The following is a 26,320-nucleotide window of genomic DNA, read 5'->3' on the forward strand; positions in this document are numbered from 1 at the left end:
AGGAGAGGCTCGAAGTTGACAACACCAACCAACCAAGATATGAGACTAAAGCAGGAGCTTTCTGAATGGATCGAAGAGACAACCTTCTATCAAGCTATTTTAAGCTCGCCCAAGGATAAAAATGAGCAAACTGCAAAAAAAATAATAGTTCGACCGGTACAGCTAAAGCAAGGGCTATACTATCAATTTGAATCATATTATGCTAATAAAGTACTGCATGAAAATGTCGATGCTTCAAAGACTGTAGAAAAGCTAATTGAACTAATGACAGGACAGTACAAGCAAACTCAAATCAAGCAAAAAAACTGGCAGCTGCAAATTTTAACAAGTAAAAAAGGGCAGCTAACAGTTAAACGCCAGGCTGTAGAAGGCGAAGCTGCACCTGTTGTCAGCTCGCATAATCGCCAAAAGCGTAGAGTACTTGAGGAGGGCAAGCCAATTGCATTTCTTGTTGAGCTGGGCATTATGACAGCGGAAGGGCGAGTTCATGCTAAAAAACAAGATAAGTTCAGGCAAATCAATCGTTTTCTTGAAATGGTCGAGGATGTCGTAGATCATTTGCCAGTGAATCGTACATTGAAAATTATTGATTTTGGCTGTGGAAAATCCTATTTGACCTTCGCTCTATACCACTATCTTATGGTAGAAAAACAACGCGACATAGAGATTATTGGATTGGATCTAAAAAAGGATGTTATTCTTTTGTGCAATGAGCTTGCGCAGAAGCTTGAGTATAAGCAGCTAAAATTTTTAGTGGGGGATATAGCTGAATTTAATGAGCTGTCTCAAGTGGATATGGTCGTTACACTCCATGCATGTGATACGGCAACGGATGCAGCAATTAGTAAAGCTGTACACTGGGGAGCCTCTGTTATTATGTCAGTGCCTTGCTGTCAGCATGAACTGTTCCCGCAAGTGAAAAGCGAATTGCTGTCACCGTTGCTTAGTCAAGGCTTGCTAAAGGAACGATTCTCGGCGCTTGCAACAGATGGCATGCGAGGACAACTGCTCGAAACGATTGGCTACAAGGTACAAATGCTGGAGTTTATTGATCCCGAGCATACGCCTAAAAATTTGATGATTCGTGCAGTAAGACCGAAGGAGTTAACGTTTAACGCTAAAAAATGGGAGCAGTACGATGCGTTCAAATCGTTGCTCGGTGTAGAGCATTCCCTTGAGAAGATGCTTGGAGATAAGTTGTTAAAGAACTGAATAAGGGAACATGTTCTATCATTATTACAATTGTAGTTTTCAAGTGAATTTGATATATTTAAGTGTGATAGATACATGAATGGGTGGGTAACATGGGATTATCAATGATCGTTGATTTCAGTATATTCTTGGTCCTGCTATGCACGTTAATCTTTTTAATCTTTACGAAAACGATATCCATATTAAACCGTGTATATTTGTTGCTGCATCTTGCATTCATGTTCTGGGCACTGCTTCAGTTTGCAGCAGGCACAACAGCACTGAGTGAATATCGGTTTTTGTTTATCAAGCTTTCCTATGTAGCTCTTTCCACATTAGGTATCGGTTCTTTAATATTTTCACTTTATATTATCAATCGAAATTCCTTTCTCAAACGCACATCCTTCAAAATTGTGCTTCTCCCAAATTTAGCCGCCAATTTATTTATTCTCTGGAATCCAAACGGTCTTTTCCTAACCTTAAACAGTGATCCTCTTTCAGGGAAAACCTTTGTTTACGGAGATTATTTTGGTGCTGTCATTGCAATACTGATGTTGTATGTTACCGCATCAATATTGCTGCTGATGCGTCATTTCTTCCAGTCCAAGCAAGACAGCATGGCTCGTTATGTGTGTCGGTTTGCTCTTATTGGGATCGGTATTATTTTATTATTCGGTTGTGCTGACTTAATTGTTAACATTATCTTTTTGCAATTATTGAACACGTACTTCCCAATTTTATCAGTCGGCATGCTGCTTTCGGCCCTTTATATGTCTATCAATGTGAATCGAATCAATGTATTGGATATGATCAGTATTGCTCATCGTGATGTGATGAACACGCTGTCCGTAGGTATTATGGTGCTGGATCGTGATGGGCATATCGTGGAGATGAACCGATTTGTCGATGAGATCTTTTCATTCTCGATTGGTGATCGCTTTGAGCTTGAAAAAGTGAAGGAGCAGCTGCCTGATAACGATTGGGATAGCATTAATCGCAAGCTTGAGCTTCGCGAACAGGATCCGCTAATGAAGCTGGAGTTTCAATGGCTTACAACTAAACCCCAGCAAAGGTATTTGCTTGTTCAATCCTTCCCAATATTGGATAAATATACGAAGCTCATGGGATACATGTATACACTTCAGGATTTAACAGAGGTCAATCGACTTGCAGATAGCTTAAAGCGGCAAAATTTGCTGTTGCAGCAACGCAATAGGGAATTGATTAAAACTCAGGAAGAATTGTATGAGGCTAATAAGAAGCTGGAAAAGATTGCAATTACAGATCCTCTAACAGAATGTTATAATCGTAGATACCTTATGCAATTTTTAGAGGTTGAGCTGGCTAAAAATATAGAAGAAAGTCTCCCGTTCACTATTATCATTTTTGATTTGGATTATTTCAAACTTATCAATGATGCATATGGGCATTTGAATGGGGACACGGTTCTCGTACATACCGCACGCAAAGTGAACAGCTTACTCGACAGTCAAGACCGACTAGCGCGCTACGGCGGCGAGGAATTTATTATCTATGTACCAACGCTTTCTGCAATTGAAGCGCATCAGAAGGCCGAGGAAATTAAAAATGAAATTGAAAATCATCGAATTTGGATTGAAGAGGTCAGCGATCATATTTCCGTCACAATCAGTGTAGGGATTGTAACAATCGATGATTATACTCAATTTAAAGTCAATGATCCCAAGGTGTTTTTACAAGAGGTTATGAACTTGGCTGATACTGCATTGTATGAAGCGAAGTACAAGGGTAGAAATCTAATTGTTAATCGTAGCTCTGCTATTAGCTAAAAGGTCGTTGGTTCAAAAGCGTCCAGCGGCCTTTAGCTGGTACTGGGCCGCACAAGGAAAGCAGGTACACATTAATGAAAAAAATGCATATTGATCTCGTAAGTCCCGGCGATATTATTGCGAAAACGATTTTTCAGGAAAACGGCAATGTGTTGCTAGGTGCAGGCATGGCGCTTACGGATCGATATATTCATCGACTGAATAATATGGGGATCGATTATATTTTTATTGAGGACCCTTTAACAGAAGGGATTGAGCCAGAGGAGTCAATCTCGGATGCGACTCGTAATGCGGCAGTAAACGAGATTTTTCAAACGATGAATGCATTTAAGAGCAATGATTTGAGCAAGGGAAAAGTGATTGCGCCAAATATCGGAAAAAACTTTCGCGATATTTTTGGCAGCATTATGGCTGATTTATCTAACCGTTCTAATATTCTCGTGAACTTATCAAGCATTCATTCTGTTGACTCCTATCTGTTTCAGCATACCGTTAATGTCGCAGTGCTGTCAGGAATTATTGGCCTGGCCAAAGGACTTAATCGCATGCAATTGGAAGAGCTGGGCGTTGGCGCCATGCTGTTTGACATCGGCATGACCAAAATGCCTGAGCGAATTTTGAAGCAGCCCGACAAACTGTCAGTGGAAGACCGTAAGCTGCTTGAAACTCATCCGCGTGAAGGTTTTGATATTTTACGCAAATATCATGACATATCATTTGTTTCCGCACATTGTGCGCTGCAGCATCACGAACGGTTTGATGGTTCGGGATATCCCAGAGGGCTTAAGGGCAATGATATTCATCTCTATGCTCAGATTGTAGGGCTTGCTGATATGTATGATGCTTTGATCTCGCCACGACCTTACCGCAAGCGTTATCGCACAAGTGAGGCGATTGAATTTTTGTTCGCCGCTGGAGGGACGTATTTTGATCACGAATTAATTAAGTTGTTTTGCAGTCATATTTCGATCTATCCTGTCGCGACAATGCTGCTATTAAACACAGGGCAAACGGTTGTCGTTGTCGGCAATAGCGAGCTTGCCTTGCATCGACCCATTGTCCGCGTTGTGAAAGAAGCGGATGGATCTATTCCGAAAACGCCTTATCAATTTGATCTTAAGGACGAGCTTCATATTACCATTGTAAAAGAACTGTAGCATACACAGTACGAGTGCAGAGATTCTACTATCGCTAAGGACGTGAACAGAAGTCGGTCATCACCGACTTTCTGGCACGTCCTTTTTGCAGGACAACTACTTTGAAAGATCCAGGCATTAAGGTACAATAAAGTGGAAGCTCTAATGAACTAGTGAAGGAGTCATCAAGCATGGATGAATTTTCACGCATTAGCTACTGGACAAGCAATCAACAGGATGAAAAGTTACTAAAACGAAATGCAGTAAAAGTCGCAATCGGTGACGATGCGGCAATTGTAGCTGGCGCTGTTTCTGAAGATGGCAGTAGCAAAGACTTTGAACTGCTATATACGGTCGATACGATGGTAGAGGATATTCATTTTACGAGTACAACGATGACGTATGCACAGATTGGATACAAAGCTTTAGCGAGCAACCTGTCTGACATTGCAGCGATGGGCGGTGTCCCTTTGCATGCCTTAATTGCAATAAGCGTTCCTGGACATGTGTCAGCACAGCAAGCCAAGCAGCTATATGATGGTATCTACGAGTGTGCCAATACATTTGGAGTAGCGATTGTCGGTGGAGATACGACTTCGTCGCCACATAATCTTGTTGTCACGATTACTGTTGTTGGGCAGGTTGAGGCAGGAACGGCCATATTACGCAGTGGTGCCAAATTCCGCGATATGCTTGTCATAACAGGTGTGGCTGGCAAATCAGCGGCAGGTCTGCATTTGCTGATGCATCCGGAACTGGAGCAGGAAATATCTCCTGAGCTAAGCGCTCAACTGAAGCGGGCTCATCAGCTACCCAAGCCTCATTTAGCGCAAGCGAGGCTGCTGCGAGAATCAGGCGTATGTCATTCGTTGAATGATGTTAGCGATGGGCTTGCAAGCGAGGCAGGAGAAATCGCGCTAGCTTCAAAGGTGGACGTTATTATTGAGGAAACGAAGCTTCCGATTAGTGACAGCTTGTCGCGGTATGCGGCGCTCAGTCATTGCTCCGCTTTGGACTGGATGCTATATGGCGGAGAAGACTATATTCTGATCGGAACGATCGCCTCGCAGCATTATAAGGAGCTTAAGCGAAGCTTTCAGCAGCTTGGGATGCAGCTCTATGAAATCGGCTACGTCGAAGCAGGAACAGGTGAAGTGTGGCTTGAAGGGTCATCATGGCAGTCGCAACACGGGCAATCGCCGAAAACACAGCGGAAACGAATTGAACGAAAAGGCTACAATCATTTTACATAGATAGTGGTGAAACGGATGCACAACAAGAAATTGGTGCTGCAAGCAGCTTCTCTGTCCGAAACCGAGCAGCTTGCTGCATGGCTGGGCAAACAGGCATGGGCAGGTATGGTTATGGCGCTGGATGGCGATTTAGGAGCAGGGAAAACAACATTTAGCAAAGCGCTTGCTGCTTCATTAGGCGTTAAGGAGATCGTGAGCAGCCCAACCTTTACGATTATAAAGGAATATGAAGGGCAAACGCTGCCCTTTTATCATATGGATGTCTACCGATTATCAATAGAGGAAGCGGACGAGCTTGGTCTGGATGAGTATTTCTACGGTCAAGGCGTCACAGTAGTTGAATGGGCCTCGTTAATCGAGGAGCTGCTTCCGGAGCAGTATTTGGCGATTGAGATACAGACCATTGATGAGCAGCAGCGACAGGTGCAGCTGCAGGCTTATGGAGAAAAATATGAGCACTTGCTGCAATCATTACAGGAATGGAGTCTATCAAGATGAATAAGCAATCAACAGTAATGGCGATTGATACCTCTACAGCCACGATGGCGGGCGCGCTGATGCGCAATGATCAATTGCTTGCATCGGTGCAGACAGAGGCCGAACGCAATCATTCCATTCATATTATGACAAATATCGAAGCGATGCTTGCAGCTAGTGGGGTTAAGCTACAGGAGCTGGAAGGCATCGTGACCGGCATAGGACCAGGTTCTTATACTGGTGTGCGGATAGCGGTGACTGCTGCCAAGACGCTGGCGTGGACGGCAGAGAAGCAATTAATTGGTGTTTCAAGTCTTGCTGGCTTGGCTTTTAGCGGCGTGTTGGCGGAAGAGGGTACGCTACCAAATGCTATTGTAATTCCGCTAATGGATGCTAGAAGAGGGCAGGTATACACAGCGGCGTTTGCCGTTCATATGCAGACGGATACCTGCAGCAGACTGGATCAGGATCATATTGTGATGATGAATACTTGGTGCCAGTATTGGGAGCTGAAGCTGCAGGAGCTGAAGGATGCTGGGATTGAAATTGTTGCATTTTTTGGAGATGTTGGACAGCATGAAGCAAGCATCTCCGCTTTTCAGTCTTCTGCAGAGGCTGTAGGGCTTAAGGTGCTCGCAAAGCAGCATCAGATGAATGGACAGGCTTTTGCAATGCTGGGCCGCGGTCAATGGCTAAATGAGCGCGTTATTGCTGCTGACCCTCATGAGCTGGTACCAAACTATGCACAACTGACCGAGGCAGAAGTGAAGCAAAACGCTAAGGAGCAGGAAGAGGGGAAGCGATGATGGCAGTCGCAGCAGAAGAGATTATTTTTCGGAAGATGACGCTTGATGATCTTCCGCAGATTTTAATGATCGAGCAGGATTCCTTTACGACCCCTTGGACAAAAGAAGCCTTTACGAATGAGCTGACGAATAATTTATTTGCGCAATATATGGCGATGGAATATCGAGGTCAAGTGATTGGGTACGGGGGCATGTGGATCATTGTCGATGAAGCACATATTACGAATATCGCGATTGTTGCCCAATATCGCAGCCAAGGGCTTGGCAAGCTTTTAATGTATGAGCTGCAAAGAACGGCAGTGTTTTTAGGTGCAGTCCGCATGACGCTTGAGGTTCGAAAAAGCAATGTGATAGCCCAGCGGCTTTATCGGAGCTATGGCTTCGAGAATGCTGGCATACGTCCTGGCTATTATTCTGATAATAACGAGGATGCATTAATTATGTGGGCGGAGCTGCCTCAAGCGGAGAACGGAGGAGCATAACATGAATGAAGAATTAATATTGGCGATAGAGACTAGCTGTGATGAGACAAGTGCAGCAGTGATACGCGGCGGCAAGGAAACATGCTCGAACATTGTGTCCAGCCAGATTGATGTGCATGAGCGTTTTGGTGGTGTTGTGCCAGAGATTGCTTCACGCAAGCACGTTGAAACGATAACTCGAATTATCGAGACAGCTATTAAGGAGTCAGGCTATGAAGCGAAGGATTTATCTGCAATAGCTGTTACGGAGGGGCCGGGGCTTGTTGGCGCGCTGCTTGTGGGCAATGTTGCTGCAAAAAGTCTTGCGCTTGCTCTGAATATCCCTTTGATCGCAACGCATCATATTGCAGGACATATTTATGCAAGCAGATTGGAGCATGAAATGGCATTCCCATCACTGGCTTTGGTCGTTTCTGGAGGTCACACGGAGCTGGTTCTGCTGCCGCAGGAAGGCGTGTTTCACATTGTTGGACGGACAAGGGATGATGCGGTTGGAGAAGCATATGACAAGGTAGCGAGGGCATTGAAGCTGCCTTATCCTGGTGGTCCTCACATTGATCGACTGGCGCATGAGGCGGAGGAAGAGCTTGTACTGCCGCGAGCCTGGCTTGAGCAAGACAGCTATGATTTTAGCTTTAGCGGCTTGAAATCAGCGGTGCTTGCTGCCATTAATCAGCACCGCATGAAAGGTATAGAACTAAATGAGGCTGCTCTAGCCAAAGGCTTTCAGCAATCCGTTATTGATGTGTTGGTTACAAAGGCGCTGCGTGCAGCTAAGCAATATCATGTAAAGCAGCTGATCCTGTGTGGAGGTGTCGCAGCTAATCGCGGACTAAGAGCTGAGCTTGCGACCGCATGTGATCGAGCTCAGCTAGAGCTTATTGTTCCTTCTCCCAAGCTGTGTACCGACAATGCTGCGATGATTGGTGCAGCTGCATCCATCAAGTATCGGCTTGCACAATTTTCTGGACTCGATATGAAGGCTGACCCAGGGCTCTCATTAGAGGAATGGTCTGTTGTATAGTTAATCTGATTAACTGCTTGATCTCGTCACCTCATGGTGAGAGAATCAAGCAGTTTTTTGTTCTTTTGGTAGTGTGAATAGAGTTATACACATAATAACAACCAGCTGTTGATAACATAGAAAAAGCCTTATAGCTCTAGCTTTTTTCGATTAAGATTATGAAAACATCAGGGGATAAAATTTTCAAGGTTATCCTGTGATTATTGTGGATAGTGTGGATAAAGTATGTGAATAACTTACATAAAAGCAAAGCTTCTAAAATAAAGCTGCATTCAAGGCGTCACGATTGCACAAATAAAGACTGAATTGACTAACAATTTATACACGGATGTTGATAATGCTGTTGATAACTTGACTATTGTTAAAATGATTTCGTAAGATAAAAATTCCGTAAAAACTTTTGAGGATATAAACTATTTATGTAATGAAATGTTAATAGTATAATAGCACTATTCCTGTAAGTTCCTCTGAGTCCTCGATTTTCCATCTTTTCTTTATTATTTTTCTAATCCATGATGTTCGTTAAGATGTATGATGAATATCTTGTAGCAGTTTTGTAAGGAAAGCAACCTTTTTCCTCTTGTTTGCGTGCAACGTTTCCTTCATTAGCACCAGATGCTAGTGCCTCACACTGACATAAGCAATTTGCCCCTACTTCTTAAAACAACAATTACACTTAACCTGCTCTTAGTGCAGCTATATTAACTCGTGAAAGGAGTGATATACGTTGATTAAAAGTATTTTGGTTGTAGATGACCATCCAACCGTTGGCTACGGCACCAAAGCCATTTTAGAGCGAAGCTTTAATTGTCATGTGGCATATGTCATGAGTGGCAAACAAGCCATTGAAAGCTTTCAAGGGCAGCGCTACGATATTGTTTTGTGTGATTATATGATGCCAGTAATGGATGGAATCTCCCTTGCTAGGAAGCTGAAAGTTATGCAGCCTGATCTGAAAATCATGATGTACTCTGGATATGAGCTTGACCATCACTATAATGCAATGATGGAGGCAGGAGTGAATGCGATTCTTAATAAAGAGTGCAGTGTTGAGGAGCTTGAAACAGCGATTACTTATTTAATGCGAGGTTATTCTTTTCTTCCGTCTACATTAATTAATAAGCTTAGACTGCCGGGATTTCTTTCATCGGTGCGTGATTCTGAGCTTCATCATGAGTTGAAATTTGACGAAGAGGATATTCAGCTGCTTCAAGGAATTGTGAACGGATATTCCAACAAAGAGCTGGCTCAACTGCATAATCGCAGCCAGCGAGCTGTGGAATATCATATTACAAAGTTGTACAACAAGGTTAATGTAAGGTCGCGCATGCAGCTTATGAGATTCGCGATCATGCATCAGCTTGTACATGATGACATGGAGCAGAAGCAAAGTGTTTGATGAATGGTTACTAATGAATAAGCCAAGCGTTTGGGGATATGTGGATTCAACTCAGTATGCACACAGGAAATAGTCAGGATGGTTTGAAAAAAGTCGACCCTCAATCATATAGATGCTGCAAGCCGCTAACGGTTGTGCGTTTATATGATTGAGGGTCGGATCGTTTAGGGCTGCAAGCTAGCCCATAAGCTCTTCCCATTGCGCATAGCAGGAATCGAGCTGTTGTTTTAATGAGGTTATTTCAGCTTGAATTTCTTGAATACGAACATAATCGTTGAAAATTTCAGGGTCAGTTAGCTTCTCTTCCCATTCTGCAACACGCTGCTCAAGCGAAGCGATGTCTGCTTCCAATGCTTCAAGCTTGCGCTGTTTATTGCGTTCGGCACGTTTTTGTTGTTTTTCGACTTCATACGATTGAGCAGTATCGATTGTCGCTTCCTGTTGCTGATTTTTCTTAGTGTTTGCTGCAGCTAGGGCTGCTTCCTGACGAGCTTCTTCCAATTCGAGCTTTTTCTCCAGCATATCGTCATAATTTCCCAGGAAATAGTTAGCGCCTTGTGGAGTTAGTTCGACAATACGCTCTGCCATTTTGTTAAGGAAGTATCGGTCATGGGAAATGAATAGTACCGTTCCTTCATAGTCCATTAAAGCAGATTCAAGCACTTCCTTGCTGAACAAATCCAGATGGTTCGTCGGCTCGTCCAAAATAAGCAGATTTGCTTTCGCAAGCATGAGCTTGGACAAGGAAACGCGAGCTTTTTCACCACCGCTCAATGAGGAAATACGTTTCAATACATCTTCTCCGCTGAACAGAAAGTTGCCGAGTACTGTCCGAATTCTAACTTCCTCCATATGCGGGTAGGTGCTCCAAACCTCTTCCAGTACGGTATTGCTTGGGTTAAGCACATTATGCTCCTGATCGTAGTAGCCGAGCTTAACATGCGAGCCAAATTCAATGTTGCCTGTTGTTGGTTGAAGCTGCCCTACAATTGCTTTTAGCATCGTCGATTTGCCAATTCCGTTAGGCCCTACAAGTGCGACCATTTCACCTCGTTGCAGCTGTAGCTGGACGTCAGTGAATAATGGAGCAGTGCTGTTCGGAAATTGAATAGACAGATGATTCACCTTTAGTACTTCCTTGCCGCTCATTCGCTCAACCTCGAAGGAGAAGCTTGCACGCTTCAGATCTCCCATAGGTCGATCGATTCGATCCATTTTTTCAAGCGCTTTTCGACGGCTTTGTGCACGCTTTGTCGTAGAGGCACGTACTAGGTTTTTTTGAATAAATTGCTCCATTCGCGCAATTTCATCCTGCTGCTTTTCGAAATGCTTCATTGCTATTTCATATTCAGCAGCTTTTAATTCCAAATAGCGGCTGTAGTTCCCGGTATATTTTTTAGCTTGGTGTCGTTCAATTTCAACAATAGTTGTTGTCATCGCATCTAAAAAATAGCGGTCATGCGATACGACAAGAATAGCGCCGGGATAAGAACGCAGATAGCCTTCAAGCCACGTTAGCGTGTCAATATCCAGATGGTTTGTAGGCTCATCAAGCATAAGCAGGTCTGGCGACTGCAGCAATATCTTGGCAAGCGCAAGACGTGTCTTTTGTCCACCGCTTAATGAAGAGATGGGAGTGTGATGATCGAACTCGCCGAAACCCATCCCGTGCAGCACGCTATTAATTTTAGTGTTGATTTCGAAGCCTCCGTTGTTTTTATACCAGTCCGAGCGGTTGGCGTAGCGATCTAGCACCTCCTGATAGCGTTTTTCATCATCGTGAAGCTTAGGATCGGCAATTTTCATCTCAAGCTCGCGCAATTCCTGTTCAACTGCAAGCAGATCGGAAAACACCAGCAGCATTTCATCGATGATGGTGCGGTCTGATTGCAATCCGCTGTTTTGCGCCAAATAACCGAGTTTTGCTTCCTTTGCTTTATGTATATCGCCGCTATCATAGCTGATTTCGCCGGCAATAATTTTTAGCAGTGTCGATTTTCCCGCACCGTTCACACCTACCAAGCCTATTTTGTCACGCTCTAAAATTTGCAGGTTAATATTTGAAAGAATCGGATCGACTCCATAGCTTTTAGTCAGATTGGATACTTGAAGAAGCATTCATGAACCTCCATCAAAATGTAGTGGTACGTATTCTATATCTACTACTATATAGTGTATCATAAGCACGTAACGGATTGGCGAAACTTGTGAAACAATGGTACACTAATATCAATTCCTATGAACGAGGGTGGAAGTCAAGTGAATGATATTGCGTTACAAAAAAAGCAGCTCAGACAGCAGCTTTCAGCGATACGCAACAGTCTGTTAGAGCAGCTGCGCCTGCAACAGTCTGAAGAGGCGTGCAAGCATGCAGCAGAGCTGATACATATGAATCGCATTCGTTCTGTACTTGTCTATGTTCCATTTCGCAGTGAAGTTGATACTTGGCCGCTTATTCATTGGTGCTGGCAGCATCAGGTTAAGGTGCTTGTCCCGCGTTGCGACGTAGCGACACGTGCAATGATTCTTTATCCATTATACAATAAAGATCAGCTTCGTAGTGGAGCTTATGGAATTATGGAGCCGGATGACCAGCAACTGCAGCCTAGTGATGATATTCCTGAGGCTGTCCTTGTGCCAGGGCTCGCTTTTAACAATAAAGGACAGCGGCTTGGATATGGCGGAGGCTACTATGATCGCTTATATGAACGGTTGAAAGATCAGACTGTTTGGATCGGTATGGCTCATGAGCAGCAGTTTGTTGACGACATTCCTGTTGACTCATATGATATTGTTTTGAATTTTGTCGTTTCAAATAAAGGAATTGGGACGTTTTCTATAGAATGAAAGGATGTAGAGCTTGTGGAATTTACACATTTTAATGAACAAGGCAGAGCTAAAATGGTCGACATATCGGAGAAAGACGTCACGAAGCGTCAAGCAACCGCTGCATCAATGGTAAAAATGCATCAGGAAACGCTGCTGCAAATTAAAGCTGGGACAATTCGCAAAGGCGATGTGCTTGCCGTTGCGCAGGTAGCTGGAATTATGGCTGCCAAGCGTACATCTGATCTTATTCCCATGTGTCATCCGCTTAGCTTGACCGGAGTAGATATATCATTCTCTGACAATGGAGTGGACGAGCTTTATATTGAAGCTACTGTTAAAACAACAGGCAAAACCGGTGTCGAGATGGAAGCGTTAACTGCTGTTTCGGCTGCCGCTTTAACAATATATGATATGTGCAAGGCATTGCAAAAGGATATGGTGATTGGCCCTACTGCCTTAATGGAGAAAACAGGTGGGGTACATGGAGATTATCGTCGTGAACAATAAATAGATAGCGTGAACGGAGGATATGGGGATGCAATGGAAAGTAGCGATACTAACTGCTAGTGATAAAGGAGCACGCGGGGAACGTGAAGACATCAGTGCGCAAGTTGTTCGTGAACTGGTTGAGGATGAACTGGGCGGACTGATCGTAGATTATCGTGTTGTGCCTGATGAGCAGGATGAGATTATGGCTGCTTTAATAGAAATGACGGAGTATTATGAAGCGAATTTAGTCATTACAACTGGCGGGACTGGTTTGTCTGCTCGAGATGTGACCCCTGAAGCGACACTAAAGGTAATTGACCGACAGGTACCTGGGATTGCAGAAGCGATGCGAATTGGCGCTTTAAGTAAAACGAGACGCGCGATGCTATCTCGAGGAGTATGCGGCATTCGCGGCAATACGCTAATTATTAATTTGCCTGGAAGCCCAAAAGGAGTATCGGAAAGCCTACTAGCAATTATCGATCAACTGCCTCATGCCTTAACCATATTGTCAGGAATAGAATTAGAGCATTAAAGGAGTTTGACAACGATGAATGAGCAACAGCTAAAGCAACAAATAAGAAATGAGAATGAAGCTGCTGAGTATAACTCCAAAGCGCAATCCACCTCGCTGCAGGAAGTCTCTGTCTATAGCGCGATAGGCTTGAGGCTTGCTCATGACTTGACTCAAATCATTCCAGGGCAATTTAAGGGGCGTTTATTCAAAAAGGGGCACCTCATTACAGAGGAAGATATTCCAAAGCTGCTTGATATCGGAAAAGAGCATATATATGTGATGGAGCTGGGTGAGCATGATCTGCATGAGGATGAAGCAGCTCGTCGAATGGCACAAGCCTTGATGGACGATCAGCTGGTACTAAGCGAACCGCACGAAGGCAAGGTAAGTGTGAAATCTTCTGTAGTCGGGATTGCCAAAATTGCTAAGGAGATTGTGGATGAAGTGAATCGCATTGGCGAGATTGCTCTTGCTACGATTCGCAACAACCAAGCTGTAATGGTTAACGGTCAGCTTGCTGCCACACGTGCAATTCCACTCGTTGTGAACAAGCAGAAGGTGGAGCTCGTGGAACAAATTGCAAAGCAATATCGAGCTGCTCATGGGGCAGCTCCTATTTCTGTTGTTGCGCTTCCTCAACGTCAGATAGGCTTGCTTACTACGGGCAGTGAAGTGTATAATGGCAGAATTAAGGATAAATTTGGTCCTGCCGTGAAGGCAAAGTTGGAAGCGTTAGGCTCTATCGTTGCAGAACAGCGATTTGCCCCAGATGATCGAGATATTATCGTTCGAGAGATTCGTGAGCTTGTTGCATGCGGCTATGATATGATCGCGGTTACGGGAGGCATGTCTGTTGATCCTGATGATCGTACACCAGGCGCAATCGCTGCCTCTGGGGCAGAGATTGTCAGCTACGGCACGCCGATGCTGCCAGGCTCAATGCTTTTAGTAGGATATATAGAAGGTGTACCGATTGTAGGGCTGCCCGGCTGTGTAATGCATGATCCTTATACGTCGTTTGATGTGCTGCTGCCTAGATTGCTGCTAGGAGAGCGAATCGACAAAGAGGATATTGTAGCATTAGGTTATGGCGGTTTACTTGGCTGCTAGATGACTAGAGAAACGAGGAGGAAGATGGTATGTTTAGCGGAATTGGTGTAGGTGGCATTATATTATTGGTACTTATCGCATTGCTGCTGTTTGGTCCCAACAAGCTGCCTGAACTTGGACGAGCTGTTGGTCGCACTCTGAAGGAGTTTAAGGCTGGAGCCAATGAGATGATGGATTCAAACGATAAGAAAAAGGAAGAGGCTGCTCCAATCGAGGTTATGGATTCAGCGGATTCTAAAAACAAGCGGTTACCAGACTAAGCTGGCCCGCTTTTTTCTTGTTGAGAATATGACAGATGTTTAGTTGAGAAAAGAGGAGTGTCCTGCATATGAGCTTGGAAAGTCAAGCGAAGCGTCTCGGCTCCGTTACTGGCAAGCTTGCCTCAAAGGAAGGGCTGATGTCCCTCGTTGAGCATTTGACTGAGCTTCGCAGACGAGTAATCTACATTTTAATTGTGCTTTTGCTGACTTTAGTTGGAGGCATGGTGATTGCCAAACCGACCTATCAGTTTTTACTTAACCAGCCACCGGCTAACGGCATGCTAGTTTTGCATACTTTTTCGTTTTGGGACGGAATCGGCATTTATATGCAAATTGCATTGGTACTCGCCATGGTCGTCACGATTCCATTTATCGTGTTTCAGCTGTGGCTATTCGTCAAACCAGCTCTGCATCCCCATGAGCAGCGTTCAAGCGTAAAGTATGTGCCCTTTGCACTTGGGATGGCATTGCTCGGTTTATCTTTTGCTTATTTTGTCGTGTTTCCACTAGCCTTTGGCTTTACACGTATGGTCTCAAGAAATTTGGGGCTTGAGGAAACATTTGGCGTCGTGCAATACTTTGATTTTTTGTTCAGCATTATTATTCCGATTACATTGCTCTTTGAATTGCCGCTGCTCATCATGTTTTTGACGGCAATACGAATTTTGAACCCAATTCGTTTGAAAAAGATGCGCAAGCTAGCTTATTTTACTATGTCTGTGGTAGGAGTTCTCATTACACCACCAGACTTTATTTCTGACATCATCGTCATTATTCCACTTATTGTCCTGTACGAGATTAGCGTCTGGATGTCCGGCAAGGTGTATAAAAAGCAGCTGGAATCTGACGCCAAGTGGAATGAAGAGTTTGATGGGAAACAGTGAGATGGATGATTACGATAATGACCCTGGTATGACGATTTCCTTATGAGCAGCATTGCTTCATAAGGAATGGCATACTGAGGGTCGTTTTTGTTTGGGAAAAAATTCTAAATAGTTTCATTGAAATTCGAGGTCAGTGGTGAACTAACGATGTAGAAAACTATATTATTGTATTATTGACAATAGTGTATGTCATACAGTATTGTCAAATTAAGGAGATGATCTCATGGTATCTACTAACGAGGAGCTTATTCAATCACTTGCTGTTGAGCTTAAGAGAGGTACGCTTGTATTGCTTGTATTAAGCCAGCTGCATCAACCAGAATACGGTTACTCGCTTGTACAGAGACTGGAGCAAAAGAATACTCCGATCGAGGCAGGAACATTGTATCCGTTACTTCGACGCTTGGAAAAGCAAAATTTGCTGAAAAGTGAATGGGACACCTCAGAGAGGCGTCCACGCAAATTTTATATACTGAGCGATCAAGGCAAGCAGGTATATCAGGAGCTAAAAACAGAGTGGCTAACGCTTTCCAAGCAATTAGAAGTGATTTTGATGGAGGATGATGCGTGATGGATGTCATTGATCGCTATATTTATGCTGTAACCAAACAGCTACCCGAATCCATGAAAGACGATGTAGGCAGCGAATTGCGGGCTAATATTGAGGATATGCTGCCAGAGGATTTTACGGAAGAAGATGTGTATCGTGTATTAAAGCAGCTGGGGAATCCATGGAAAATTGCCGAAGACTATCAGTCGAAGCAGCGTTATTTGATTGGTCCTGTGCTATATGAACAATACGTATCGGTATTGAAGCTGGTAATAGGCATTACTGCTACCATGATGTTCGCAATTACATGGTTAGGATGGATCGTGGACAGTCCGAATGATGGATACGTACTGACTGACTATGCGGCATTAGCACTGGATATCGTGATCTCGGTTTTTCATGGTCTGCTTCAGGCAGCGTTCTGGGTTACGCTCATATTTTTTGCTATTGAACGCGGCTGGTTTGGGTCAGATTTTTTAAGTCTACCGGAAAAAAAGGAATCGTGGAGCATTCAAGATTTGCCGCCTGTTCCTCCTGAATCAAATAAAAAAATCCCGCGCAGCTCAAGCATTATATCGATTGTGTTAACGATCGGATTCACGCTTATTCTTTATTTCCGTCCAGATCTGATTGCAATTCATATGTTGAATGATGGAACGGGCTATACGTCCTACCCAATTATTGAAATAGCTCGCCTGCATGCATATATGCCGATGATATTGTTGATGGCGCTGCTGCAGCTGGCACTATTCGTATGGAAGTTTATTGCTCAGAACTGGAGCTTGCGGCTGGCGGTTGCACATACGATATTAAATGTGCTTAATTGTTTACTGCTGGTATTTATGCTTCATGATGAAGTACTGTTTGATACTCTGAATATGATGGACGCAGCACAGATTTTTTCAATAACTCACGCAGAGCTCCAGGGCATATGGACTTCGATTGTAATGGTAGTGACTGTTGCTAGTATCCTGATTACAATTTGGGATAGTGCAGATGCAATAATAAAATCAACAAGACGCAATCATTAATCATTTTAACTAAATATGAATCCAATAGACCAAGAAAGCACTGTGCTTACTTCGGTCTATTTTTGTTTCCCATAAAATGCTGGAGATACGCGCATACTACGCTTGAGAACATTATGTTGATGGTTAGGCTATCGAATGGAGATTGCATGAAGGCAATTACGTATCAAGGCGTCAAGGATATTCAAGTAAAAGAGGTTGAAGATCTAAGATTCAAAAGCAAATGACTATATCGATTATCGCCTGGAGCATGTGAAAAGAACGAACAAGGTGGAGACGTAACATTTCGAATTAGAAGAGAATATCGACAGCTATAATAAAGAAATTACAAAGGGTGGAGCAGATGTTGTCATTGATTGTGTTGGCATGGATGGCAAGAAAACGGTTCTTGAAAAGGTCGAAACCGCGCTGAAGCTGCAGGGGGGCACCATGGGAGCAATCCATATTGCGACTCAGGCAGCTATTCTCATACTTCGGTTCAGAAGTGTAGATTGCTGCCTGTGTTCCTTTGTTTTTTGTTCAAATGTGCAGTTCATAGTCCACAGCGGGCATGCAATCAGGAAGCACGCTACAGACGGTCCTATTTTCAATTACTGGTGCAGTGCGTTATACATATAGTCAAGCGATTCCGTCAATCGTGTACCAGGATTTGAGCCAAACAGTTCTGCTGGAAGCACTTCAATGCGACCATTTTTAACCGCCGCGATGTTGTTCCATGCTTTACTTGATTCCATCTCACCGATGAAGCTATCGCGAACATCATTAGGATCGGCGTGCGTCATTATAAAAATAGCTTCGGGATTTGATTCCACAATACGTTCCATATCAAGAGATGCATATTGCGGATAGCTCGCCAGCTGTGGATAGCTGGCTGCAATATTGTTGCCGCCTGCAAGCGTCAACAGATCGCCTGCGAGTGAATTGGGCAGTGCTGCCATAAAGGTGCCTGGCGCACCATATACAATTAGCGCAGGCATATCTTGCTTGCTCAGATCAGCCAACTCAGCAATTTTGGCATCAATTTCGCCAGTAAGCACTTCAGCTTTTTGTTGCTGCTGCAGCAGCTCTCCAAATATGGAGATTTGCCGCTTAATATCCTCTACTGAGTTCCCACTAGTCAGCACAACCTTCGCGCCAATGCTCTCCAGACCGTAACGGATTCGACTGTCGAATTTGTGGCATCGAATACAGAGTATTTGCATCAAGGCAACCCTGATATTATTTTACGTGCTGCACACGGCATGCCGGAATGTGAATCAAGAGATTCGCTATAGCGATGAGATTAAAGTAGTAAAAGATGGTTATATTATAGCTGAGGGTGCGCCAGAAATCGTCATGACGAGTGAACTGATGAGCGAGGTTTACGACGTCAAAGCTGTAATTCGAAAAGATGAAGAAACTGGAATGTATATTGTGCCTATTGCTGCAAAAGCATAGGCATTTTTTTTGGTCAAATACTTGAAATCGATATGTAAAATGGGTAAAATATGAATTGTTAGCACTAAGCACTATCGAGTGCTAACAATCAGAGAACCATTCATATAAGGAGGCTTTTATCAATGATTAAACCTTTAGGTGAACGTGTATTGGTCGAACCAATCGCACAAGAAGTGACAACAGCTAGTGGTATCGTGCTGCCAGAAACAGCAAAAGAAAAACCACAAGAGGGAAAAGTTGTAGCTGTAGGTAGCGGAGTATTCAAAGACGGCGCTCGAGTTGCTTTGGAAGTGAAGCCAGGCGACCGCGTTCTGTTCTCTAAGTATGCTGGTACAGAAATCAAATACGATGGTAAAGAGTATTTGATCATGAAGGAAAGCGACATCCACGCGATCTTTGAATAGGATCGCCGTTCTCACATATACATGTACGTGTACATGACGTAAGAATATACTTAAATTGGAGGGAATTTTATAATGGCTAAAGAGATTAAATTTAGTGAAGACGCTCGCCGCTCTATGCTGCGCGGTGTAGACACACTTGCTGATGCTGTTAAAGTTACACTTGGACCAAAAGGACGCAACGTCGTTCTAGAGAAAAAGTTCGGAAGCCCGCTAATCACGAATGACGGCGTTTCTATCGCAAAAGAAATCGAGCTTGAGGATGCATTCGAAAATATGGGTGCTCAGCTTGTTAAAGAAGTTGCGACAAAAACGAACGACATCGCTGGTGACGGTACAACAACAGCTACTGTTCTAGCTCAAGCGATGATTCGCGAAGGCTTGAAAAACGTAACTGCTGGTGCAAACCCAATGGTTATCCGCAAAGGGATCGACAAAGCAGTTAAAGCTGCTATTACCGAGCTAAGCAATATCTCTAAAAAGGTTGAATCTTCTCAGGATATCGCTCAAGTTGGTGCTATTTCTTCTGCTGACGAAGAAGTAGGTCAACTAATTGCTGAAGCTATGGAAAAAGTAGGTAACGACGGCGTTATTACGGTTGAAGAATCTAAAGGCTTCGTAACCGAGCTTGAAGTGGTTGAAGGTATGCAATTCGACCGCGGTTATATCTCTCCATACATGGTAACAGATACAGATAAAATGGAAGCTGTCCTTGACAATCCATATATCTTGATCACGGACAAGAAAATTACGAACATCCAAGAAATCCTTCCAGTGCTTGAGAAGGTTGTTCAATCCGGTAAACAGCTTCTAATCATTGCTGAGGATGTTGAAGGCGAAGCACAAGCGACTCTAGTTGTGAACAAGCTTCGTGGAACATTCACTTGCGTAGCGGTTAAAGCTCCTGGCTTCGGTGATCGCCGCAAAGCGATGCTTCAAGATATTGCAGCTCTAACTGGCGGTCAAGTGATCACAGAAGAGCTTGGTCTAGACTTGAAATCTACTGATGTAGATGCTCTAGGTTCTGCTCGTCAAGTTCGCATTACGAAAGAAAACACCATTATCGTTGACGGTGCTGGAAACTCTGATGATATCCAAGCACGTGTTAACCAAATCAGAACACAATTGGAAGAAACAACTTCCGAATTCGATAAAGAGAAGCTTCAAGAGCGTCTTGCTAAGCTTTCTGGCGGCGTAGCTGTAATCAAAGTTGGTGCTGCTACAGAAACTGAGCTTAAAGAGCGCAAGCTTCGCATTGAAGATGCATTGAACTCTACTCGCGCTGCGGTTGAAGAAGGTATCGTATCTGGTGGTGGTACTGCACTAGTGAACGTATATCACGCTGTTGCAGCTGTAAATGCAGTTGGCGACGAAAAAACTGGCGTTAACATCGTGCTTCGTGCGCTTGAAGAGCCAGTTCGTACAATCGCTGCAAACGCTGGTCAAGAAGGCTCTGTCATCGTAGAGCGCTTGAAAAACGAAAAAGTAGGCATCGGCTACAACGCTGCTACCGGCGAATGGGTAAACATGTTCGAAGCGGGTATCGTTGACCCTGCGAAAGTAACACGTTCTGCTCTTCAAAACGCTGCATCTGTTGCAGCTATGTTCTTGACTACTGAAGCTGTAGTTGCTGACAAGCCAGAACCAAAAGGTGCTGCTGGCGCTGGCATGCCTGACATGGGCGGCATGGGCGGCATGATGTAATGAAATCATTATCGAAGTAATTCGATGGTGAGCGACCGCGCTTAAGCGGTAGATTTCATCGCTGATGGAGCAGAATACGCTCCATACGGTAATCAAGCACATAGCACCCCGTGGTCACATTTTGGTCACATAGGAGTGCAAAAATTAGAGGTTTCGCATGAGTTCACCAAACTTTTGCGAAGCCTCTTTCTTGTTCTTGAAGCCTCTACGGCACCCTTGTATTAAAACCGGTTTCATGGTACTTTGTTGCTGTACGGATTTCGTGCTGAAGGAGGAGTTGCGTTGAAGCTGATTCTGATTGAAGATGAACCGGATTCGTTGAACGGTATGAAAAATGCGGTTGAGTCTATAGCTATGGACATTACAATATATATTTCCAATACGGCAGAGAGGGCTTTGGAAATTATTGAGGAGCAGCGGCCTGATCTGATCGTAACCGATATTATGCTGCCTGGCATGACGGGACTTGATTTAGTAGAGCAATGTATGAAGGAGTATTATTCGCCGAAGGTTATTGTTGTAAGCGGATACAACGACTTTGATTATGCGAGAAGAAGTCTGCAGATCGGAGCGATGGATTATTTGCTGAAGCCGTACAGTACGGCCGATTTCATCGAAAAAGTTCAAAAAACGATTATTCTGATCGACCAGCAGAAAGCGCTGATTGAGCAGATGAAGCAGCAGCAGGCCTATGCAGAAATCGGCAATCGGCTGATGCGCGACAATTATCTGGTCGATTTTTGTTTAAAGCCGACGCCGCTTGAGGAGCATGTGTACCAACGGCTGCAGCTGTGGGAGCTGGAATGGCTGGCCAACCAATCGTATTCCTTGTTTGTAATGGATACGAAGGGATACCCGGACGGGAAGCCGAATGGAAGCGGATTTGCGCTCCAAACCTTTGCGATCGGGAATATTGTTCAGGAGCTTATCAAGGATCAAACGCCGTCTATCCTGTTCAAGGACCCGAAAAACCGCTGGATTCTGTTAACGGGAATTGAGATGGTCGGGGAGCTTACGACAAGCATTATTAACCAAGTGAAGCAGCTCCACAAAACAGATATTTCCCTGGGAGCCAGCTCCAGAATGCATAAATTCGAAAACATCCACGCCGCCTATGAAGAAGCGCTGACGGCATTTCGAATCCACTCTCTGTCCGCGGAGTCCAACGTCTTCTATGAATCAAGAATGAATGATACGGGAGATCCTTCTTCACCGGCGGAAATGGCCTCGATCATCATCGAGAAGGAGGAGGAATTAATTAAGCTTAGAGTTCACCGGTTTGTCCGGCAAACGATCTCTTCGGAGACGAATGCCAACCGGCAGAATATTGTAAGGGAAATACTCAACTATTTGACGGACATTATCATCTGTATACGCGAAGCTGTATCCAAGGACTTTGAAGAGATTCCGATGAGCGTATGGGAAAGCCTGGATGAATGCCGGACGCTTGAAGAATACGAGAAAATAATAAACGGATACTTGATGAAGCTAAGCGCGGAAATTGCATCATCTAACGTGAACGCCGTTATTGAACGCGCCATTCAAATTATTTCCAAGCAATATATGGAGGATTTATCCTTGCAAATTATTGCGGACGAATTGAATCTGCATCCGGTCTGGTTAAGTCAATTGTTCAAAAAAGAAACGGGACAAACGTACTTGGACTATTTGACCGGCAAGAGAATGGAGCAGGCGAAGAAGCTGCTTAGAGAAACGAGCCTGAAGATTTATGAAATCGCCGAATCGGTCGGTTATCACGATCTGCAGCATTTCGGCAGCGTCTTCAAAAAACGGGTCGGACAAACGCCTAAAGAATTCAGGTACGGAAAATGAGACAACGATTATTTTCAAACTCAAATACGCTGTTTAAAAAAATGTTCGTGTTAATGTCCCTATCGGTTTTCATTCCCGTTGCGCTGCTTGGATATCTGTCCTACAACATGTCCAAGGATCAGCTTGAATCGGTTTCCTCACAGTTTCTCGAGGATAATTTGCAGTTGAACGCCAAGCAAATCAATAATTTCTTTCTAAATGTGGAAAGAGAGTCTGAGAAAATGATCTCTTCGCTGGAATTGCAAAAGCTGCTCAGAAAAGAGCCTCCTGCCTCCTATAAGGATGAGGTGGATTTTATTAAACGTCTCACGGGCGTCGTCACGCAGCTAAAGGGTTCTTATGAAACGTATGTGCTGCCGATGGATATCACCTCCTATCCCAATTATGCGAAGCTGATTAACTTCAACAAGCTGGAGTTCCGCCACTTCGAGCGTGCCGCTGAGCAGCAGGGCAAGGGCGTTTGGTTTCATGATTGGGACGATACCGCGAATAAATCGAATTTTCTTTATGTAAGGGCCGTTCGTTCCTCCTACTATTACGAAGCGCTGGGCGTCATTGTGATTCAGATTCCTGACAGCTTGCTGCGCGAAGAGCTGGCTTTTCCCTCTTCCTTTCGAAATTATACGCTTACGATGGTCGATGACATGAATTTAATTGTCTCGCATCCTTCGCCAAAGCAATACGGGAAAGCCTTTACGCCAGGCAAGGGCTGGGTAAGCGCAGGGACGGTTTTGCAGGAGGAGGGCTGGACATTATACGCAACGATTCCGCAGCGGGAGCTGACAGGCCATCTGGATCAAATTAGAAATTTTACGTTTTGGATTGTACTGGGCAGCTTATTCGCGATTACCCTGTTACTCGTAATAATCGTCCGCAAATTTACGATGCCGATTAAGCAGCTGGTCTTGCATATGGTCAAAGTAAGGACTGGCATACTGACTCATTTTGACTATAATCCGGCCCAAAAGGATGAGATCGGACAGCTTGTCAGAGGCTACAATCAAATGATTACCGGAATGTTGGATCTGCTCGAGACGACCAAGGGGATGGAAGCGGAAAAACGCCAGCTTGAGCTTCAAACGTTAAATCACCAAATAAACCCGCATTTTTTCTATAATACGCTGGATTCGATTAAGTGGAAAGCAGAGTCCGCAGGCGAGCAGCACATCGCGGCGATGGTGACGAAGCTTGCCAATTTGCTCCGATTCAGTTTGAACAGCGGAGAAGAATGGACCACTGCAGAGCGCGAGATCGACCATGCAAGGACGTATTTGGATATCGAGCTTCTGCGGAGCAACCGGTCCTTTCAGGTCTTTTTCCAAATCGACCCTACCATTACGAAACTGAAAATGATCAAGCTTATTTTGCAGCCAATTATGGAGAACGCCGTTAAGCATGGAATCAACCGGCTGCCGGAAGGCACAGGCAAAATTCGAATGACCGCGAAGCAGCAGGACGGGGATTTGGTGTTTGTTATTGAGGATAATGGTCCGGGGCTACCGGAATCGTACACCTTAAACCTTAACAAACGACAGCCTAGCAGCTCGGAGGGCGGAATCGGATTACGAAATGTCCATAAGCGGCTACAGCTTCATTTCGGCCAGGAGTACGGCATTCAGATCGATGCCAGCCGGAGCGCGGGCTTTCGCCTCATTATCCGTCATCCGATCAAATAGGCGGCGCTTCACCCCCGAATAGGGGTTTTTTTTTTGCAACACTAAAAAAACAGGGGGAAACACTAAATTCGCCATGTTCAATCCATGCAGCAGTCCCGGTATCATGAAAGCAGTACAATAAGAAAGAGGGGATCGCAGTGACAAACATAAAATTTGCATACAACACGTTGGTTTATGTCGATGAAGACATTGAACAGGGCATTAAAAGAATTGCAGGCTTTGGCTATGATGCCGCGGAGTTTGTAGGCGAGCCGGAAATGATGGATGCGAATCATATCCGCCGGTTACTGGACAAATATAAGCTGGAAGCATCGTCGATTTGCGCGATCTACACGCCGGAGAGAGATCTGGTATCCAGCAATCCGGACATTCGGAAAAATGCGGTAAGCTATTTGAAGAAGTGCGTTGATTTTGCAGTTACCTTAGGGGCTAAGGGTATTTCCGTAACTCCTACCGCAAATATGAAAATTCACGCTGAGACCGATAGAGAGACAGAGCTGGGCTGGGCTGCGGAAGGGATTAGAGAAGCTGGATTGTATGCCGAAGAGCATGGCATCCGTCTATGCGTCGAGGCATGGAACCGTTATGAAACCTATCTGATCAATCGCCTGGAGCAATCGCTCGCACTTGTAAAGGCCGTCAATCTGCAAAATGTAGGCTGTATGGGCGATACGTATCACATGAATATCGAAGAGACCGATATCGCCGAGGCCTTCCGCTCAGTAGGAGATAAATTGTATTACGTTCACTTTGCCGACAGCAACCGCGCAGCGCCGGGAAGAGGTCATATCAACTTCGAACCGATTGCTAAAGCGTTGAAGGAAATGAACTATGCAGGCTACGTATCGCTGGAAATTCTTCCGCCGCTCGCCGATCCATTCAGCGGAGCGAAATTCGAGGAATTTTACGACTTGTACACGAAGGAATCAATCGCATTTTTGAAAAAATTATTTAACCAATCATAAGGAGGCTCTCGGGCTATGGATAAGATGCTTGCCGCCATCACGTACGGAGCGGAAGATACAAGGATTGAAGAGGTAGACGTTCCGGTTATTGCAGACGATGAAATACTCATTGCCGTGAAGCGCTGCGGGATTTGCGGCACGGACCCGCATATTTACAGAGGACATTTTCCCGTTCCGCTGCCGCTTATTCAAGGGCATGAGTTTTCAGGAGAGGTCGTGCGGACAGGCGCAGCCGTCAGAACGGTAAGCGCAGGCGACCGGGTAACGGCCGACATTAACATCAGCTGCGGCAAATGCTTCTTCTGCCGAATGGGACAGAAGCTGTTCTGCAAGGAAATCGAGCAAATCGGCGTTCATATTGACGGCGCCTTCGCGGAATATATCAAGGTTCCCGAAGCGAACGTATACAAGCTTCCGAGCGATATGTCATGGGAGGAAGCGGCTTACATCGAGCCTTTGGCTTGCGTCATACGCGGTCAGGACCGCGCGAATATTACGATTGGCAGCACGGTAGCGATCATCGGCGCCGGTCCGATGGGATTAGTTCACGCACAGCTGGCGAAAATGAACGGCGCCAGCAAGGTCATCATTAGCGAAATGAATCAGGCCCGGATCGGCAAAGCGCGTGAGCTGGGCATCGATCATGTCGTTGACGCTTCAGAGACCGATCCCGTGCAAGCGGTTTACGATTTAACCGAGCAGCGGGGCGCGGACTTTGTCATTGAAGCAGTCGGCGCGGTTCCTACCTATCAGCAGGCGTTCCAAATGGTTCGCCGGGGCGGCACGCTCGTCACATACGGCGCGGCGCCAGCGCATGCGGTGATGGAGATTAAGCCGTTCGAAATCTACAGTAAGGAGCTTACGATCGTGGGCTCTTACGCAGGCACGTATGACACTTGGGTAAAGGCGATTAACTTAATTTCTAGCAAGCGCTTTCAACCGAATGCGATTATTTCGAAGACGGTTCCGCTCAGCCAGGTCGTAGATGGGATCAAAGAAGCAATGAACAATAAAGATACGATCAAGATTATGGTGGATACAACCACGCGATAAACAACAAA

At 44.7% G+C, this 26,320-nt stretch carries 26 protein-coding genes and 2 pseudogenes; 26 read left to right on the top strand and 2 right to left on the bottom strand.

The window, feature by feature from the left end:
* Nucleotides 1-39: 39 nt before the first annotated feature.
* The 9 genes from ACFP56_RS13550 (at nt 40) to ACFP56_RS13590 (ending at nt 9,576) form a co-directional block, all read left to right on the top strand.
* Nucleotides 40-1,212 (top strand): class I SAM-dependent methyltransferase, encoded by a 1,173-nt coding sequence (locus ACFP56_RS13550; protein WP_379235903.1) that lies wholly within the window; start codon nt 40-42, stop codon nt 1,210-1,212.
* A 92-nt stretch (nt 1,213-1,304) separates the two neighbouring features.
* Nucleotides 1,305-2,999 (top strand): histidine kinase N-terminal 7TM domain-containing diguanylate cyclase, encoded by a 1,695-nt coding sequence (locus ACFP56_RS13555; protein ID WP_379235336.1) that lies wholly within the window; start codon nt 1,305-1,307, stop codon nt 2,997-2,999.
* A gap of 74 nt (nt 3,000-3,073) precedes the next feature.
* Nucleotides 3,074-4,156: an HD-GYP domain-containing protein gene (locus tag ACFP56_RS13560; protein WP_379235338.1), complete on the top strand. Its 1,083-nt coding sequence runs from the start codon at nt 3,074-3,076 to the stop codon at nt 4,154-4,156.
* A gap of 170 nt (nt 4,157-4,326) precedes the next feature.
* Complete coding sequence (gene thiL, locus ACFP56_RS13565) at nt 4,327-5,388, top strand: thiamine-phosphate kinase (RefSeq protein ID WP_379235340.1); 1,062 nt, start codon at nt 4,327-4,329, stop codon at nt 5,386-5,388.
* Nucleotides 5,389-5,403: 15 nt separating this feature from the next.
* Complete coding sequence (tsaE, locus tag ACFP56_RS13570; protein WP_379235342.1) at nt 5,404-5,886, top strand: tRNA (adenosine(37)-N6)-threonylcarbamoyltransferase complex ATPase subunit type 1 TsaE; 483 nt, start codon at nt 5,404-5,406, stop codon at nt 5,884-5,886.
* The gene (gene tsaB, locus ACFP56_RS13575; protein WP_379235344.1) at nt 5,883-6,671 is read left to right on the top strand and encodes a tRNA (adenosine(37)-N6)-threonylcarbamoyltransferase complex dimerization subunit type 1 TsaB; all 789 of its coding nucleotides are present in this window, start codon (nt 5,883-5,885) and stop codon (nt 6,669-6,671) included. The genes tsaE and tsaB overlap by 4 nt, the downstream gene beginning before the upstream one ends.
* Nucleotides 6,668-7,153 (top strand): ribosomal protein S18-alanine N-acetyltransferase, encoded by a 486-nt coding sequence (rimI, locus tag ACFP56_RS13580; RefSeq protein ID WP_379235347.1) that lies wholly within the window; start codon nt 6,668-6,670, stop codon nt 7,151-7,153. The genes tsaB and rimI overlap by 4 nt, the downstream gene beginning before the upstream one ends.
* Before the next feature lies 1 nt (nt 7,154).
* On the top strand, nt 7,155-8,177 hold the full coding sequence (tsaD, locus tag ACFP56_RS13585) for a tRNA (adenosine(37)-N6)-threonylcarbamoyltransferase complex transferase subunit TsaD (RefSeq protein WP_379235349.1): 1,023 nt from the start codon (nt 7,155-7,157) through the stop codon (nt 8,175-8,177).
* Nucleotides 8,178-8,904: 727 nt separating this feature from the next.
* A complete protein-coding gene (locus ACFP56_RS13590; protein WP_379235351.1) occupies nt 8,905-9,576 on the top strand; it encodes a response regulator in 672 nt (223 codons plus the stop codon).
* 177 nt (nt 9,577-9,753) lie between these two features.
* On the opposite strand, the gene ACFP56_RS13595 is transcribed toward ACFP56_RS13590, so the two are convergent.
* A complete protein-coding gene (locus ACFP56_RS13595; protein WP_379235353.1) occupies nt 9,754-11,694 on the bottom strand; it encodes an ABC-F family ATP-binding cassette domain-containing protein in 1,941 nt (646 codons plus the stop codon).
* Nucleotides 11,695-11,835: 141 nt separating this feature from the next.
* On the opposite strand from ACFP56_RS13595, the gene ACFP56_RS13600 reads away from it, so the two are divergent.
* From ACFP56_RS13600 to ACFP56_RS13640, 9 genes and pseudogenes are all read left to right on the top strand, one after another.
* On the top strand, nt 11,836-12,423 hold the full coding sequence (locus ACFP56_RS13600; RefSeq protein ID WP_379235355.1) for a 5-formyltetrahydrofolate cyclo-ligase: 588 nt from the start codon (nt 11,836-11,838) through the stop codon (nt 12,421-12,423).
* 15 nt (nt 12,424-12,438) lie between these two features.
* Nucleotides 12,439-12,912, top strand: a complete 474-nt coding sequence (gene moaC, locus ACFP56_RS13605; RefSeq protein WP_379235357.1) for a cyclic pyranopterin monophosphate synthase MoaC — start codon at nt 12,439-12,441, stop codon at nt 12,910-12,912.
* A 28-nt stretch (nt 12,913-12,940) separates the two neighbouring features.
* Nucleotides 12,941-13,429: a MogA/MoaB family molybdenum cofactor biosynthesis protein gene (locus tag ACFP56_RS13610; protein WP_379235359.1), complete on the top strand. Its 489-nt coding sequence runs from the start codon at nt 12,941-12,943 to the stop codon at nt 13,427-13,429.
* Between the two features lie 15 nt (nt 13,430-13,444).
* Nucleotides 13,445-14,521, top strand: coding sequence for a molybdopterin-binding protein (locus tag ACFP56_RS13615; protein WP_379235361.1), 1,077 nt, complete (start codon nt 13,445-13,447; stop codon nt 14,519-14,521).
* A 29-nt stretch (nt 14,522-14,550) separates the two neighbouring features.
* Entirely contained in the window at nt 14,551-14,781 is a 231-nt protein-coding gene (gene tatA / locus ACFP56_RS13620; RefSeq protein ID WP_379235363.1) for a twin-arginine translocase TatA/TatE family subunit, read from the top strand.
* 68 nt (nt 14,782-14,849) lie between these two features.
* Entirely contained in the window at nt 14,850-15,665 is an 816-nt protein-coding gene (gene tatC / locus ACFP56_RS13625; protein WP_379235365.1) for a twin-arginine translocase subunit TatC, read from the top strand.
* A gap of 223 nt (nt 15,666-15,888) precedes the next feature.
* Nucleotides 15,889-16,236, top strand: coding sequence for a PadR family transcriptional regulator (locus ACFP56_RS13630; protein WP_379235368.1), 348 nt, complete (start codon nt 15,889-15,891; stop codon nt 16,234-16,236).
* On the top strand, nt 16,233-17,246 hold the full coding sequence (locus tag ACFP56_RS13635) for a hypothetical protein (protein ID WP_379235370.1): 1,014 nt from the start codon (nt 16,233-16,235) through the stop codon (nt 17,244-17,246). The genes ACFP56_RS13630 and ACFP56_RS13635 overlap by 4 nt, the downstream gene beginning before the upstream one ends.
* A gap of 216 nt (nt 17,247-17,462) precedes the next feature.
* Nucleotides 17,463-17,702 (top strand): annotated as a pseudogene (locus tag ACFP56_RS13640) (glutathione-dependent formaldehyde dehydrogenase); the annotation flags it as partial.
* Between the two features lie 131 nt (nt 17,703-17,833).
* Here the strand turns inward: ACFP56_RS13640 and ACFP56_RS13645 are convergent.
* Nucleotides 17,834-18,439 (bottom strand): ABC transporter substrate-binding protein, encoded by a 606-nt coding sequence (locus ACFP56_RS13645; protein WP_379235905.1) that lies wholly within the window; start codon nt 18,437-18,439, stop codon nt 17,834-17,836.
* On the opposite strand from ACFP56_RS13645, the pseudogene ACFP56_RS13650 reads away from it, so the two are divergent.
* From ACFP56_RS13650 to ACFP56_RS13685, 8 genes and pseudogenes are all read left to right on the top strand, one after another.
* Nucleotides 18,401-18,490, top strand: a pseudogene (locus tag ACFP56_RS13650) (heme ABC transporter substrate-binding protein IsdE); the annotation flags it as partial. The gene ACFP56_RS13645 and the pseudogene ACFP56_RS13650 overlap by 39 nt on opposite strands.
* A gap of 4 nt (nt 18,491-18,494) precedes the next feature.
* Nucleotides 18,495-18,680, top strand: coding sequence for a hypothetical protein (locus ACFP56_RS13655; RefSeq protein ID WP_379235372.1), 186 nt, complete (start codon nt 18,495-18,497; stop codon nt 18,678-18,680).
* Between the two features lie 122 nt (nt 18,681-18,802).
* Nucleotides 18,803-19,084 (top strand): co-chaperone GroES, encoded by a 282-nt coding sequence (gene groES / locus ACFP56_RS13660; protein WP_379235374.1) that lies wholly within the window; start codon nt 18,803-18,805, stop codon nt 19,082-19,084.
* A 72-nt stretch (nt 19,085-19,156) separates the two neighbouring features.
* On the top strand, nt 19,157-20,785 hold the full coding sequence (gene groL, locus ACFP56_RS13665) for a chaperonin GroEL (RefSeq protein ID WP_379235376.1): 1,629 nt from the start codon (nt 19,157-19,159) through the stop codon (nt 20,783-20,785).
* Nucleotides 20,786-21,067: 282 nt separating this feature from the next.
* Nucleotides 21,068-22,618, top strand: coding sequence for a response regulator (locus ACFP56_RS13670; RefSeq protein WP_379235378.1), 1,551 nt, complete (start codon nt 21,068-21,070; stop codon nt 22,616-22,618).
* Nucleotides 22,615-24,294 carry a sensor histidine kinase gene (locus ACFP56_RS13675; RefSeq protein ID WP_379235380.1) on the top strand — a complete coding sequence of 560 codons (1,680 nt, stop codon included), beginning with the start codon at nt 22,615-22,617 and terminating at the stop codon, nt 24,292-24,294. Before ACFP56_RS13670 ends, ACFP56_RS13675 begins: the two co-directional genes overlap by 4 nt.
* Before the next feature lie 137 nt (nt 24,295-24,431).
* Nucleotides 24,432-25,259 (top strand): TIM barrel protein, encoded by an 828-nt coding sequence (locus tag ACFP56_RS13680; RefSeq protein ID WP_379235382.1) that lies wholly within the window; start codon nt 24,432-24,434, stop codon nt 25,257-25,259.
* Between the two features lie 15 nt (nt 25,260-25,274).
* Nucleotides 25,275-26,312 (top strand): zinc-dependent alcohol dehydrogenase family protein, encoded by a 1,038-nt coding sequence (locus ACFP56_RS13685; protein WP_379235384.1) that lies wholly within the window; start codon nt 25,275-25,277, stop codon nt 26,310-26,312.
* Nucleotides 26,313-26,320 lie beyond the last annotated feature (8 nt).

The organism is Paenibacillus septentrionalis, from assembly GCF_042659865.1.
Lineage (GTDB): Bacteria > Bacillota > Bacilli > Paenibacillales > Paenibacillaceae > Pristimantibacillus > Pristimantibacillus septentrionalis.